The sequence below is a fragment of the Proteiniphilum sp. LBM24028 genome, from assembly GCF_056629195.1.
In genome coordinates, this window is the sequence record NZ_CM152817.1 from 1,895,811 (window position 1) to 1,910,274 (window position 14,464).

The window sequence follows — 14,464 nt, forward strand, 5'->3', positions numbered from 1 at the left end:
ATCTTGTCAAAAGTTGTACAAATTAACGCAATATTTTTGGTATTTCATCGATTTTTGGTATTTTATTTATGGCACACGGAATAATGAGCCGGATTACGGGTATATTTAGAGTCATCCATACTCGGGATATTATTTCTCCCGGAAAAAAATATTGACGGGTGTACCGGAAAAATTCCAATTCTCGCGCATTCTGTTTTCAATGAATCGTTTATAAGGTTCTTTGATCCATTGGGGAAGATTGCAGAAAAAGGCAAAAGAAGGAATCTGCGTATTTGGTAACTGCGTAATATACTTTATCTTGATATATTTTCCTTTGTTGGCCGGAGGAGGTGTCTTTTCAATGATGGGCAACATGATCTCATTGAGTTTGCTGGTAGGTATTTTCCGTTTCCGGTTCACATATACCTCTTTAGCCGTATCCATCACTTTGAGAATGCGTTGTTTGGTTAGCGCCGAGCCGAAGATAATGGGAAAATCGGTAAAGGGTGACAATCGCTGGCGGATTGCATTCTCGAACGTTTTGATTACCACATTGTCCTTTTCTTCCACGGTATCCCACTTATTCACAAAAACGACCAGTCCCTTTCGGTTCTTCTGAATGAGCGAGAAGATGTTCAGATCCTGGCTTTCTATTCCCCGTGTGGCATCGAGCATCAGTACACAGACATCGGCATTTTCGATCACCCTGATGGAACGAATCACCGAGAAATACTCCAGATCTTCCGTCACTTTTCCTCTTTTTCGAATACCGGCCGTATCGATCAGGTAGAAATCCATGCCGAACTTATTATAACGCATGTAAATGGAGTCGCGTGTCGTACCGGCAATGTCGGTCACGATACTTCTCTCCTCCCCGATCAATGCATTGATGATGGACGATTTACCGGCATTGGGACGTCCCACGACGGCAAATTTGGGAATATCTTCCAGAATTTCTTCCTCATTATCTCTGGAGAATAACGTCAGAATGTGGTCCAGCAGATCGCCTGTTCCTGATCCGTTAACGGCCGACACACTGTATGGATCACCCAGGCCGAGCGAATAAAATTCGGCAGCCTGATGTCCGATATCGAAATTATCCGATTTATTGGCCACCACCACCACGGGTTTGCCTGAGCGGCGCAGCATCTGTGCCACACCCGTATCGAGATCGGCAAGACCGTTCATCACATCAACCACAAAAAGAATCACATCGGCTTCTTCAATGGCAATACGCACCTGTTTGTTAATCTCATCCTCCATGACATCATCGGAATTCACGACCCATCCGCCAGTGTCGACCAGAGAAAACTCCTGCCCGTTCCAGTTTACTTTCCCGTATTGACGATCACGGGTTGTACCGGAAACCTCCGTCACAATGGCCTGACGCGTCTGTGTCAGGCGGTTAAACAGGGTGGACTTCCCCACGTTGGGCCGTCCTACTATTGCTACCAAATTCTGCATATTTTTTTCTTTCTTTTAGGGTCTCATTGCCACATTGGCATATTGACATATTAATCCAACTTATAGCCGAAAGTCTTCAGCATGTTGTCTCTGTTGCGCCAGTCTTTCTCCACCTTCACGTATAGCTGCAGGAAGATTTTTTTCTCAAAAAAACGCTCAATGTCCTTGCGTGCCATGGTTCCCAGTTTCTTCAGTGCCTCACCTTTGTGGCCTATGACAATCCCTTTCTGGGTATCTCTTTCCACCAGGATAATTGCCCTGATCCTGATGATGTCATTTTCCTCTTTAAACTCTTCCACACCCACTTCTATAGAGTAAGGGATTTCTTTCTGATAAAACAGCAAAGCTTTTTCGCGGATGATTTCCGCCACAAAGAAACGAGCCGGTTTATCGGTGAGTGCATCTTTCTCAAAATAGGGTGGCGACTCGGGCAGGATTTCCAGGATGCGCTTTTGCACCCTGTCAATAGCAAAGTTATTCAGCGCGGAGATCGGATAAATCTCCGCTCTCGGCAACAGCGTGCTCCATTGTGCCACCAGTGCCTCCAGTGCGGCCTGATTGGTTTGATCAATTTTATTGATCAACAGTATTACAGGCAGATCAAGTTGCTGCACCTTCGCAAGGAAATTGTCATTTTTATCAATTTTCTCCACCACATCGGTCACGTAGAGCAGCACATCGGCATCCTGCAATGCAGAAAGCGAGAAGTTGAGCATCTGCTCCTGCAGCTTATAATTGGGTTGCAGTACTCCCGGCGTATCGGAATACACGATCTGGTAATCAGGGTTATTTACAATTCCGATGATTCGATGCCGTGTAGTCTGCGCCTTGGCCGTGATAATTGATATCTTTTCACCCACCAGCCGGTTCATTAACGTAGATTTCCCCACATTAGGGTTACCCACGATATTTACGAAACCGGAACGGTGATTTTGTGACTGCATTTCGTCGGTTTTTAGGATTCTTTATAATCGTATCCCCACTTCAGGTAGACACTGCCCCATGAAAAGCCGGCTCCAAAGGCTGTAAGTATCACTTTATCCCCTTTGCGCAGTTTGGCTTCCCATTCCCACAGGCAAAGAGGAATGGTTCCGGCACTGGTATTGCCATATCGTTCAATATTTATCATGACTTTTTCACGAGACAAGCCGGTACGTTCTATGGCAGCATCAATAATCCTCAGGTTTGCCTGATGAGGGACAAGCCAGTCTACATCATCAACAGTCAGGTTATTCCTTTTCATGATGGATTCGGAAACTTCCGCCATGCGTGATACTGCATATTTGAAAACAATCCGTCCATCCTGATAAACGGTATGTTCGGCATTATCTATCGTTTCGTGCGAGGCGGGATATTTACTTCCTCCGGCTTTCAGTTGCAAGGGTTTGTAGCCGATTCCGTCGGAATGAAGTTCAGCGTCGATGATTCCAAGATTCTCTTCCGTGGGCTCGATAAGTACAGCACCTGCCGCGTCACCAAAGAGCGGACAGGTTGTCCTGTCTTTATAATTGGTGATGGAAGACATTTTGTCGCCGGCCAGCAATATTATTTTTTTATACTTCCCGGTTTTTATTAATCCGTTGCATATCTCCAGACCATAGACAAATCCGGAACAGGCTACCTCCATATCGAAACAGAACGCATTCTTGATCCCTGCATTCTCGGCAACAATAGATGCAGCCGACGGAAAGATATGATCGGGAGTGGATGTTGCAAATATAACGGCATCGATTTCCTCGGGAGGAGTTTTGGTTTTCTTCAATAACTCCATCACGGCCTGTGTACCCAGGACAGAAATGCCTTGCTGTTCCCCTTTCAGGATACGTCGCTCTTTAATCCCCACACGGGTCATAATCCACTCGTCGGAAGTATCTACAATAGCGGAGAGTTCCTCATTGGTAAGAATATAATCCGGCACAGCTGCTGTTATTCCGGTTATTACGGCGTTTAATTGCTTCATCGCTGTCAATAATGTGAATAATGAGAAAAAACCCTGAAACACGATCAGGTCATTTCAGGGTTCTTGTTTCTATAAAATGAAAGGAAGAAGTTTATGCCGTAACCTCTTTTTCAATTGCCAATTTTCCTCTGTAGTACCCGCATTCGCCGCACACAGTATGATAAATATGCCAGGCGCCACAATTGGGGCAGATTGCCATGGTGGGCAGTTTAGCATGATCGTGTGACCTTCTTTTTCCTTGTCTTGCAGAAGACTGTCTTCTTTTTGGATGTGCCATTTATATGAAATTTTTACTGTTTATATTTTTAATTTTCGTCGATATTCAATCCTTTCAGGGCATCCCATCTAGGATCGTTTGCCGGCGTATCATCTTCGTCGCCAAATTCTTCATCATCGTCCATGTCCACCTCATCCTCTTCTCCATCCTCGGTGCTTACAGCACGATGCTTACGAAGTTTCGATGAGACCATCCTGTTACATTCACCGGCAGGATGTACATGTTTGATAGGAATAGTCAGTGCGATAAATTCATACAGAAACCACGCGATGTTAATCTCGCCCTCATCTTCAGGAATGATCACAATCTCATCACTCTCTTCCGAATATTCCTTTCCAAACTTTACAATAAGGCGGTTTTTTGTATCCACCTCCATATCCATATCGTCCAGGCAGCGCGTACATGGAATCTGTACCACACCCTTGATATCGAAATTGAACTCGAAGGTCGACGACGTTCTTTTTACCGTAACCGTCACCTTCACATTACCTTTCCTCACTTCGTCGCCGTCGATAGCGTCAAAATATTTCCGGTCCAGCGCATACTCGTACGTATGCAGTCCTGCAGAAAGGTTTTTTAGGGAAATATTGTACAAACTAAACTTTGCCACGTTTTCTCCTCAAAATAAAGCGGTGCAAAGATAATGATTTTTTCTTTGCGCCGACTGTTTTTACGATAATTATTTGTATTAGCTATCAGCGGCCTGCGGCATCGAGCACGATCCGCCGCATTTCTTCGAAATTTGCTTCAAGGCTTTGCAGCAATTTAAACTGGGCTTTTGTACGTACCAGGTTGTGATTGGGATAGGCAATCTTATAGTAGGTATCGCCATCGATATAATCGGTGAAGAAGCGTACCGTTTGCATATAGGTCAGCAACTTTGCGCCGAAAGCAAGATTCTCTATTTCTGTTTTCGTCAGAAATGATGCCGCTTTTTGCAGGTATCCCTTTGCATATCCTTCAAAGATGGCCAGGTCAACTGAGATATTGTCTAAATTTTCATCATCCTCAGCGCCGGTATTGGCACCGGTACGGATAAAATCACCGAAATCGGACAATACATATCCCGGCATCACCGTATCGAGATCCACCACGCAAAGGACCTGATCCTGTACATCGAAAAGGATGTTGTTTACTTTCGTATCACAATGGTTTGTACGCTTCGGAAGTTTTCCTTCCCTGTGTAATTGTTCTGCCTTACACATCTCCTTGGCACGGGCTTCTATCTCTTTAACAAGGTCAGCCACTTCACTATCACTTAACCTCCCCGCTTTGTTTGCCTTTACCGACGCGCGGAATGTTTCGAGACGTGATTCCATATTGTGAAAGCCGGGGATGGTTTCAAAAAGAGGTTCACCCGGCAAATCGGACAACATCTTTTGAAAATCGCCAAAAGCCATTCCTGCACGATATGCCAGTTCCGGATTTATCTCATCATAACTCTTGCTGTTGCTGATGAAATCCATCATCCGCCAGTAATCGCCATAACTATCATTGAAATAAAGTTTTCCATCACGCGCAGGTACCAGGGTGAGTACTTTTCTGTCGATATCTTCCACACCCTGCTCTCCGAGTTTTGCACGGATATGGCTCGTTACCCTGAAGATATTGTTCTGCAGTTCGGGGACATGTTGAAAAATATGGTGATTGATCCGCTGCAGTACATATTCGTTATTGGCTGATATCACCTTGTAAGAGTCGTTGATATGCCCTTTACCAAGAGGGTTAATCTGTACATTTTCATTCTGTCCGATAAATTGAAAGACGATTTCTTTCAGCCTGCCATGATCATTCATTCCCGCTGTTTTATAATTTGTTTATATGAAGATTATTTTCGTTTGTTTTTAATTCCTGCTTATTCCAACTCCAGGAGTCCGAAAAACCGGGGTACATGAAAATTGGGGGAAGGCAGATCGATAGAGTTCCAGCTGAGGAAATGAGGTTCGGGTGTCTTGTCGCCACACTTGTAAAAGTTAGCCCGTATTTTCTGTCCAGCAAGCGATTCATGTTCAGCAAACCCCATCACTTCTTTCGGTATCTCCAGATACATGGTCCAGTCGCTAACCTGTCTCCCCTCCTCATATCTGTGGCAGATGGTGCTATGCCTGAAAACCGACTGCACTTCACGAGTGAGCTGTACAGCTTTCTCTCTTGTTTCGTGTTGGGCTGCCAACAGAACACCCAGCACATTGCACTCGAAGTTACGGTATATCTTTTCGCCCTCACGTTGCATAAAAAACTCCACACAGCTATCTTCCCATACCGACCCGAAATCTTTTCTGTTTTCGGCACGGATCGCTTCCCCGGTCACGATATAATACAGGTAGAGCCTCTCCCCGTCGTGTGCCACACGTACTGTGACAGGAAGCGACTTAGGAAAATCACTTTTCCAGTTTACCTGATCAATGGCCGCTTCCACCCCCTCCTCGTGAAGCATTTTAATCCTGTCAAAAACCGTTTCCCATTGTGAAATATGCTGATTGGGTACTTGCAGTCGTTTCATATTTCTGAATAAATTTCCTCAAAGATATCCTTTTTAGACAAAACAGACAAAAAAATTTCCGTTATGTAACTTACTTTTTCATAGTGTAAGAGTTTGCTTGTTGAACAAAGTAAAAAGTGTATACTGCGTTTTAGGTTACCTTACTGCATGGGGTGATGAAGCCGTTCTTCTTTGTCATTTTGAAATTTAGTTTTGTCAAAAAGGTCTCTAAGATGATTTTTATCTGTCTATGAAATGCTTAATATCTGAATAATCTAGTACTTGCGCTCCTGTCACAATAAAAAAACAGATCCTGCACTTATCTTGCAGGATCTGTCCAAACTTCGTTTTTGTGTTTGAAAAACTAAAAAATATACTTGATACCAAACTGCATCGGGAGTTTGACACTTCTTTAGTTTGAAAATATTTGCAAATAATTGAAAGAGTTTTTGTTAAAACTCTTTTTTTTGTCAAACATTGTTTGTATATTTGTAGCTATATATAGCTATACATTATGAAACTGACAATAAGCAAATCGAAAAACGCAACACTTTATTATGTTCAGAAATCCTATCGCACGGATTCAGGCAAAAGCTCAACCCGAACCGTGGAACGACTAGGCACGATCGATGAAGTGAAGGCCCGCTTCGGGGAAGATAACACGATGGGGAATGTTCGAGAGTATATCAAAGGCCTGACACAAGCCGACAGGGAAGAAAACCGCGATGTCATGGTCAAGTTCTCCCAGAACAGGATCATCAAGAAAGACGATCAACGCTGTTATAACGGCGGATACTTGTTTCTTCAAAAGGTCTACTGCGAACTGGGACTGGATCGTATCTGCAAGGGCATAGAAAATAAGCACAGGAACGAGTATGACCTGAACGCCATTCTCTCGATGCTTCTCTACACCCGGATATTGTATCCCGGGTCCAAATTATCGTCCCTGGAAGATGCAAGGCGTTTTCTTGAGCATCCGCAAGCGGACATCCACCAGGTTTATCGGGCTCTGTCGCTGCTTGCTGAAGAATCGGACGTTATCCAGTCCAAAGTATACAAAAACAGCCTGAAACTTGGCAAGCGCCGTGACAAAGTCATCTACTATGACTGCACGAACTACTACTTCGAAACGGAAGAGGAGAACGGACTGCGACGGTATGGACACTCTAAAGAGAATCGGCCCAATCCCATAGTCCAGATGGGATTATTCACTGACATGGACGGCATTCCTCTGGCATTCTGCATCAATCCCGGTAACACGGCCGAGACCGTCACGTTAAAGCCCCTGGAAGACAAGTTGCGCGAGAACTTCGGCATCTCGAAAGTGGTTGTTTGCACGGACGGAGGTCTCTCCTCATATGAGAACAGGAGGAACGACGATCTCGCACAGCGAGCATTCATCACGGTACAATCTCTCAAAAAACTTGAGGGCCATCTACAGGAGTGGTCTACGGAAACCAGGGGATGGAGAATCGTAATTTTCGATGGTACGGACAATCCAAAACTCTCTACAGGGCAATACGATCTTGAGACCTTGAATCCTGAAGAGTATGAGGATTGTCTGTTCTGTCGCGAGCGCTGGATAAAGGTCGGCAAAAAAGGGATGGAGTTCGAGCAGAGACTCATCGTCACCTTCTCTTTCAAGTATCGTGAGTATCTGAAATATACCCGGGAGAAGCAGATCGCAAAGGCAGCGGGCATCATCAAACGCGGTACTGCAGGAAAATATGGCAAGAGCCAGAGCGATCCCAAGCGCTTCATAAAAACAGAGAGTTGCACCGCCGACGGCGAAGTCGCACAGTATAACAGCTACTCCTTGAATCAGGAAATGATAGACCAGGAGTCCCGCTTCGATGGATTCTACGGCATATGTACAAATCTTGAAGGCGAAGCTTCCGCAATCATAAAGATAAATAGCGGACGCTGGATAATCGAGGACAACTTCCGCATGACCAAGACCGAATTTGAGGCGAGACCCGTTTTCCTACGCAGAGATGACCGAATAAAGACCCACTTTCTTACCTGTTTCCTTGCCCTGATCGTTTATAAGTACCTGGAGAAGAAAATCAATCGTGGAACCGGGAGTTTTACACCGTATGAAATCATTGGAACGCTGCAGGATATGAACTTTGTGAGTGTGGCAGGGGAAGGATACATTCCGACATACACGCGAACAGACTTGACAAATCACCTACATGGCTCTGCAGGCTTTAGAACGGATACCCAGATCGTCTCAAAGCAGAAAATGAAGAAAATTATCTCGGATACGAAAAAAAATTCAAAAAATCAGGAATAGCAAAGAATATAGCTACAAAGTCACTTAAATGTAGAAGGTCAAAAAACAGCTTCCATAGCCGTATTGAGAATATTTTTCCTAAATTATGTGTCAAAGACGGGTTTTTAGACAAAACAGACAAAAAAATTTCCGTTATGTAACTTACTTTTTCATAGTGTAAGAGTTTGCTTGTTGAACAAAGTAAAAAGTGTATACTGCGTTTTAGGTTACCTTACTGCATGGGGTGATGAAGCCGTTCTTCTTTGTCATTTTGAAATTTAGTTTTGTCAAAAAGGTCTCTAAGATGATTTTTATCTGTCTATGAAATGCTTAATATCTGAATAATCTAGTACTTGCGCTCCTGTCACAATAAAAAAACAGATCCTGCACTTATCTTGCAGGATCTGTCCAAACTTCGTTTTTGTGTTTGAAAAACTAAAAAATATACTTGATACCAAACTGCATTTGCCAACGCGAATCATTACCTAAATAATCCTTGAAAGTTTCAGGTAAGTTGTTGTTCATGCTATATCTCAAAGTATAGTTATTCGCCGCTGTTGGCTTCTGTTCTACTTTTAAGAATTGATACTGCTGATTGCCCAGTACAGTTGTTTGCTGTACACCCCAATCTTTGTTGAGCAAATTTAAAAAGTTAGCAATATTAAAACTTAAACGCAGTGTATGATATTTCTCGTTTACTTGATAAATTCGGATATCATGATTTACGCTTAAATCAAGTTGATTGGCAAAAGGTGCAGCAGCTCCATTTCTTTCAGCAAACTTACCTCGACGTCCTTTCAGATAGGGGTCCTGAGAAATAAAAGCATCCAATGCTTCCCAAGCTTCTTGTTGGTTGGTAAATCCTTTTGGATCTAAGTTTGCCGATATTTCAGACAGGCTGTTAGGAATATAAATTAAGTCATTCGCCGTTTGAGTATCCCCATTCGCATCACCATTATACGCGTAGGTATATCGGAAAGGACGATATCGCTGATAAATCAACCCAAGACTGGTTGAAGAGTTTTTACCCCAGTCGGCAGTGTAAGATGCGGAAAGCAATAATCTACCATCCATAGAACCGGCTGAATAACCAAGTTCTTGTGAATTAGGATCGAGTGCGGGGCGATACTTCCAGGCAGAAGTTGCAACAGAAGAAGTTCCATCTGTAACAGCCTTAGCCTTTCCAAATGTATAAGAGCCATTCATATTCAGCCCTTTGAGTACACCATCATTGAAATTCTTTTGTAATTGAAGTGTTGTAAACCAAGAATATCCCTTATCCGTGTTACGCAACATCACTACATTATAGGCAGCCTTGTCATTGCCGACCTCATCACTATAATATCCTGCGTAAACAGGACGTACATTTTCACCTGAACCGTCATTTACAAAATTTGTAGTTCTGATAATGCCAATATTATCATGATAAATAGCATTCAAGTCCTTAGAGTGTAAAAACTCTATTGTAGCAATCCAGCCGTCCAGAAACCTGTAGTCTGCAGCCAGATTGGTTTTCCAAAGAGTAGGATATTTAAAATCAGGATCTGTAATGGCGATATCACCACGCGGAGGTGTTCCTGATGCAGGTTTATAGCTATTTATATCACCTGTAAAGCCCATTGTAGCAAGGTCTGCACCACGCACATTTAAATCTCCGAATAAGACTCCGTTGTTTCCAGCCTGATTACTGAGCCATACATATGGCGGCGTTCCGGCAAAAATCCCCGTACCTCCTCTAAATTGAAGAGATGCATCGTCCAACGGTTTGAAATTAAATCCAATGCGAGGGGAAAGAAGTATTTTGGTAGAAGGGTATTTGGAAACATCAATCTTTATCCCATCTCTATAAGTTTCCCCGGCAACTCTTTCGTTTGATGGTAGATCTGTCATAAATACAGGAACATCAGCTCGCAACCCGTATGTAACATTCAGTTTATCGTTGATTGTCCATTTATCTTGAACATAAAAGCCCAACTGCATTACATTCACTTCAGCAAAGGGGAATGAATCACCGATTGCATATTTTTGCGAATAATATGAAAAACCGGTACCCGATGAATTGGTCAAACCTCCGTTAATTGGATTCAAACCGTAAGTTGATGGATTATAATTGTTGATATTGAAACCGGCGATACTTCCATTATGACTGCTCAAATAATCTTTTGTGGCTAGAACGTTGAATTTAAAGTCATCTATTGATGAAAACACCCAAGCTCCTGGATAATTCTGGGCAAAACCATTACTAAATGATCGATAATCACTTTGAGTACCAATTGTGATCTGATGTTTGCCAAGATTCATTACAAAGTTATCCTGAATCTGGAAAATATTTGTATTTAACCTGTTGTTATAAGAATTGGCTTCTGTCCCAAAAGTAGTATAAGCCATAAGATTACCGGCATTACCATTCAGGATATCGACTTGAGGAAAGAAACCTCCATCCATATCTCTGAAATCTCGCAATGCGGAATAACCAATTTTAAAATAATTACTCATATTATCATTGATGATCGTATTTAAATCGGCCATAATGATGTTGAAGTTGTTATTTGCTCTGTAGAATGCTGATGTAAACGGAATAGCATATTCATTAGGACCTCTTCCATTTAACGGAGTACCTGATGTACTGGGGTTATTTGTATTGAATGATTTTAAGTAAAAATACTTCAAACTCAGAACATTCTTAGGATTGATATTCCAATCCAAGCGGGCTGTCAGTCGGTTTGCCTCTGTATTCCTTTTAGTAAGGTCGTAAGATCCGGGACTGTAATTTAATTCTTTGTTTAAGAATGAAGAGAGATCTTTCAAATCTGCAGCATTTACAGCGGAGTTAGCTGTTGTGTATGTAATTGGCAATTCTTGGCGGTCTATTTCACCGTTAATGTAAAAAAACAACTTATTCTTAATAATTGGTCCAGAAATGCTCAGCCCATATTGTTTGTTGGAGAATTCAGAAACATTTAATATTTCATCTTTTATTCTGTATCCCATTAAATCGGGACTCTTTATATACATGTAAGCAGAAGCATTAAAATCATTGCTACCTGATTTAGTGACAGAATTGATACCTGCACCGGTGAATCCTCCATTTCTTACGTCATAGGGGGCGATCATCACCTGAACTTGCTCAAGTGCCTCGAGCGAGATTGGTTCAACACCACTTGCACCTAATGAAGAACTCAAGCCGAAAGAGTTATTAAAAGAGGCACCATCAACAGTTACATTATTGAAGCGATAGGAAGTCCCACCAAAATTTCCACCACTATTCATAGGAACAAGTCTAGTAAAATCGTTCAAAGAGCGAGTTATAGTAGGCAATTTATCAATTTGCTCTCTTGTAATGATTTCTTGCGCCCCTGTTCTATTGGATGAAAAGACTGAAGTGTTTGATTCTCCGACCACCACAATTTCATCAAGCAATTGGGTATCTTCTTTCAATAATGCATTCAAAACAAAATCTTCACCCAATGATAGTTGAATACCGCCAAATGTTTCAGTATGATAGCCTATATATGATATCTTCACCACATATGGCCCTCCAACACGCATATTAGCCAAATTAAAAGAACCATCTACTCTGGAGCTTACACCATAAACAGTTCCAGTGGGCACATGTGTGGCAATCACCGTTGCACCGATAACAGCCCCCTCAGCATCGGTAACACGTCCACTCATACTGGAAGTCGTCACCTGAGCCTGCATCACGGCAGCGAGCATCACAAAAAGAGCTACTGTCAAAAATCTCAATCGCTTTACCATAAATTTCAATATTTAAATTTTTCAAAAAATTAAAATCCGCACAAAAGTAGTATAAATTATCTAATTTCTGTTACATTTTTGTTGCGATTGCTCTTTTAATTTTACAGCCGATTGATTGATTATTACAAACTTAATTACAATTTGTCACAAAATTGAATTAAGAAAAACCGCAATGAAAGGAAAAAACAGATTAACTTGCTTTTTTAAAAGAAAAAGACGCATAACTTTCAAATTTTCATTTTCAGTTACGCGTCTTGATAATAATTATTATTCTATTTTCAGCGGATCATGACAATTACATCATTCCACCCATTCCACCGCCTCCCATGGGCATCTGCGGTGCTGGATTGTCTTCCTTCTTGTCTGTGATTACACATTCCGTTGTGAGGAACATACCGGCAATGGAAGCGGCATTTTCCAAAGCTACGCGGGTCACCTTGGCAGGATCAATAACACCTGTTTCGTAGAGGTTTTCATACTGATCACTCCGGGCATTATAACCATAATCTGCCTTTCCTTCACGTACCTTCTGTACAACTACGGCACCTTCTTTTCCGGCGTTCGCCACAATCTGACGAAGAGGTTCCTCGATGGCACGTTTCACAATCTCAATTCCGGTAGTCTCGTCTTCGTTTTCACCCTTCAATCCGTCAATAACTTCGATCGCACGGATGTAGGCAACGCCTCCGCCGGGCACAGTTCCTTCTTCAACAGCAGCACGGGTAGCTGAGAGTGCATCCTGCACGCGGTCTTTCTTCTCCTTCATCTCCACTTCGGAGGCTGCTCCCACGTAAAGCACTGCCACGCCGCCGGCCAGCTTGGCAAGACGTTCTTGCAATTTCTCGCGATCATAGTCGGATGTTGTTTTCTCAATTTGTGCACGTATCTGGCCAATGCGGCTTTCAATAGCTGCCTTTTCACCTTCGCCGTTTACAATAGTGGTGGTATCCTTATCGATGGTCACCTTCTCGGCGCTACCCAGCATATCGAGGGTGGCATTTTCCAGGGTAAGGCCTTTCTCTTCGGAAACAACAATGCCTCCTGTGAGGATGGCGATATCTTCCAGCATCTCTTTCCTACGATCGCCAAAACCGGGAGCCTTCACCGCGGCAATCTTCAAAGATCCGCGTAGACGGTTCACTACGAGTGTGGTCAGTGCTTCGGAATCAATATCCTCGGCAATGATCAACAGCGGCTTGCCGGTCTGAATTCCTTTTTCCAGGATGGGCAGCAGATCCTTGATGGCAGAGATCTTCTTGTCATGAATCAGGATCAGCGGATTTTCAAAATCCACTTCCATGGCTTCGGTATCGGTCACAAAGTAGGGAGAGATATAGCCGCGGTCAAACTGCATTCCTTCCACTACGTCCACATAGGTATCGGTTCCTTTCGACTCTTCCACGGTGATCACACCTTCTTTGCTTACTTTCTGCATTGCTTCGGCAATCAGCTTGCCAATAGTCTCATCGCCATTGGCCGAAATCTTGGCCACGTTTTCAATCTTTCTCAGGTCATCACCTACTTCTACGGCCTGTTCTTTGAGGCTTTCCACCACCTTGCCCACTGCTTTGTCAATACCACGCTTCAAATCCATCGGGTTAGCTCCTGCAGTCACGTTTTTCAGACCCACGCCAATAATTGACTGAGCCAATACGGTAGCAGTTGTGGTACCATCACCTGCGTCGTCATTGGTCTTGGAGGCCACTTCCTTCACCAGCTGGGCACCCATATTCTGAAAAGAGTCTTCCAGTTCTATCTCTTTTGCCACCGTTACACCGTCTTTGGTAATCTGGGGAGCGCCATATTTTTTATCGATAATCACATTACGGCCTTTGGGACCCAATGTTACTTTGACAGCATCTGCCAGTTCGTCCACGCCTTTCTTAAGCAGATCGCGGGCATCCATGTTAAATTTAATTTCCTTAGCCATTTTTATTTCGTTTTATAATTGATTTGTAAATGCAAGATAGATCGAATCATGTTTATCTTTTTGATCAGGAAAGAATCGCCAGGATGTCAGACTGACGCATGATCAGATGTTGTACGCCATCCAGTTCAATTTCGGTTCCGGCATATTTACCGTACAACACCTTGTCACCTTCTTTCACGACCATTTCCTCATCTTTCGTACCTTTACCTGCAGCAATCACTTCGCCTTTCAGCGGTTTTTCCTTTGCTGTGTCGGGAATGATAATTCCACTTACTGTTTTCTCTTCTGCAGCAGCTGGTTTTACCAGCACTCTGTCTGCCAATGGTTTAATGTTCATA

The 14,464-nt window shown here is 43.0% G+C and carries 11 protein-coding genes; 1 reads left to right on the forward strand and 10 read right to left on the reverse strand.

Going from position 1 to position 14,464, the window contains the following annotated elements:
• Nucleotides 1-129: 129 nt before the first annotated feature.
• The 7 genes from der to AC1HCU_RS07385 all read right to left on the reverse strand — a co-directional run bounded on the left by der (nucleotide 130) and on the right by AC1HCU_RS07385 (nucleotide 6,183).
• Complete coding sequence (gene der, locus AC1HCU_RS07355; RefSeq protein ID WP_286860925.1) at nucleotides 130-1,443, reverse strand: ribosome biogenesis GTPase Der; 1,314 nt, start codon at nucleotides 1,441-1,443, stop codon at nucleotides 130-132.
• 50 nt (nucleotides 1,444-1,493) lie between these two features.
• Complete coding sequence (gene era / locus AC1HCU_RS07360) at nucleotides 1,494-2,387, reverse strand: GTPase Era (protein WP_286860927.1); 894 nt, start codon at nucleotides 2,385-2,387, stop codon at nucleotides 1,494-1,496.
• A gap of 11 nt (nucleotides 2,388-2,398) precedes the next feature.
• Nucleotides 2,399-3,403, reverse strand: coding sequence for a beta-ketoacyl-ACP synthase III (locus AC1HCU_RS07365; RefSeq protein ID WP_286860928.1), 1,005 nt, complete (start codon nucleotides 3,401-3,403; stop codon nucleotides 2,399-2,401).
• A gap of 91 nt (nucleotides 3,404-3,494) precedes the next feature.
• On the reverse strand, nucleotides 3,495-3,680 hold the full coding sequence (gene rpmF, locus AC1HCU_RS07370; RefSeq protein WP_286853978.1) for a 50S ribosomal protein L32: 186 nt from the start codon (nucleotides 3,678-3,680) through the stop codon (nucleotides 3,495-3,497).
• Between the two features lie 28 nt (nucleotides 3,681-3,708).
• Entirely contained in the window at nucleotides 3,709-4,290 is a 582-nt protein-coding gene (locus AC1HCU_RS07375; RefSeq protein WP_286860931.1) for a YceD family protein, read from the reverse strand.
• Between the two features lie 85 nt (nucleotides 4,291-4,375).
• Nucleotides 4,376-5,476: a phosphotransferase enzyme family protein gene (locus tag AC1HCU_RS07380; RefSeq protein ID WP_480370928.1), complete on the reverse strand. Its 1,101-nt coding sequence runs from the start codon at nucleotides 5,474-5,476 to the stop codon at nucleotides 4,376-4,378.
• A gap of 59 nt (nucleotides 5,477-5,535) precedes the next feature.
• Nucleotides 5,536-6,183, reverse strand: coding sequence for a carbohydrate-binding family 9-like protein (locus AC1HCU_RS07385; protein ID WP_480370931.1), 648 nt, complete (start codon nucleotides 6,181-6,183; stop codon nucleotides 5,536-5,538).
• A 493-nt stretch (nucleotides 6,184-6,676) separates the two neighbouring features.
• On the opposite strand from AC1HCU_RS07385, the gene AC1HCU_RS07390 reads away from it, so the two are divergent.
• Nucleotides 6,677-8,458: an IS1634 family transposase gene (locus AC1HCU_RS07390; RefSeq protein WP_480366937.1), complete on the forward strand. Its 1,782-nt coding sequence runs from the start codon at nucleotides 6,677-6,679 to the stop codon at nucleotides 8,456-8,458.
• A 414-nt stretch (nucleotides 8,459-8,872) separates the two neighbouring features.
• On the opposite strand, the gene AC1HCU_RS07395 is transcribed toward AC1HCU_RS07390, so the two are convergent.
• The 3 genes from AC1HCU_RS07395 to AC1HCU_RS07405 form a co-directional block, all read right to left on the reverse strand.
• Complete coding sequence (locus AC1HCU_RS07395; RefSeq protein WP_286861007.1) at nucleotides 8,873-12,196, reverse strand: TonB-dependent receptor domain-containing protein; 3,324 nt, start codon at nucleotides 12,194-12,196, stop codon at nucleotides 8,873-8,875.
• 295 nt (nucleotides 12,197-12,491) lie between these two features.
• Complete coding sequence (groL, locus tag AC1HCU_RS07400) at nucleotides 12,492-14,126, reverse strand: chaperonin GroEL (protein WP_286860938.1); 1,635 nt, start codon at nucleotides 14,124-14,126, stop codon at nucleotides 12,492-12,494.
• Nucleotides 14,127-14,190: 64 nt separating this feature from the next.
• Nucleotides 14,191-14,463: a co-chaperone GroES gene (locus AC1HCU_RS07405; protein ID WP_286860941.1), complete on the reverse strand. Its 273-nt coding sequence runs from the start codon at nucleotides 14,461-14,463 to the stop codon at nucleotides 14,191-14,193.
• Between the last annotated feature and the right edge of the window lies 1 nt (nucleotide 14,464).

What these genes read in the sequence shown, in the direction of transcription:
- der (WP_286860925.1), bottom strand. Translation starts at nt 1,443, where the DNA reads ATGCAGAATTTGGTAGCAATAGTAGGACGGCCCAACGTGGGGAAGTCC.
- era (WP_286860927.1), bottom strand. Translation starts at nt 2,387, where the DNA reads ATGCAGTCACAAAATCACCGTTCCGGTTTCGTAAATATCGTGGGTAAC.
- AC1HCU_RS07365 (WP_286860928.1), bottom strand. Translation starts at nt 3,403, where the DNA reads ATGAAGCAATTAAACGCCGTAATAACCGGAATAACAGCAGCTGTGCCG.
- rpmF (WP_286853978.1), bottom strand. Translation starts at nt 3,680, where the DNA reads ATGGCACATCCAAAAAGAAGACAGTCTTCTGCAAGACAAGGAAAAAGA.
- AC1HCU_RS07380 (WP_480370928.1), bottom strand. Translation starts at nt 5,476, where the DNA reads ATGAATGATCATGGCAGGCTGAAAGAAATCGTCTTTCAATTTATCGGA.
- AC1HCU_RS07385 (WP_480370931.1), bottom strand. Translation starts at nt 6,183, where the DNA reads ATGAAACGACTGCAAGTACCCAATCAGCATATTTCACAATGGGAAACG.
- AC1HCU_RS07390 (WP_480366937.1), top strand. Translation starts at nt 6,677, where the DNA reads ATGAAACTGACAATAAGCAAATCGAAAAACGCAACACTTTATTATGTT.
- AC1HCU_RS07395 (WP_286861007.1), bottom strand. Translation starts at nt 12,196, where the DNA reads ATGGTAAAGCGATTGAGATTTTTGACAGTAGCTCTTTTTGTGATGCTC.
- groL (WP_286860938.1), bottom strand. Translation starts at nt 14,126, where the DNA reads ATGGCTAAGGAAATTAAATTTAACATGGATGCCCGCGATCTGCTTAAG.
- AC1HCU_RS07405 (WP_286860941.1), bottom strand. Translation starts at nt 14,463, where the DNA reads ATGAACATTAAACCATTGGCAGACAGAGTGCTGGTAAAACCAGCTGCT.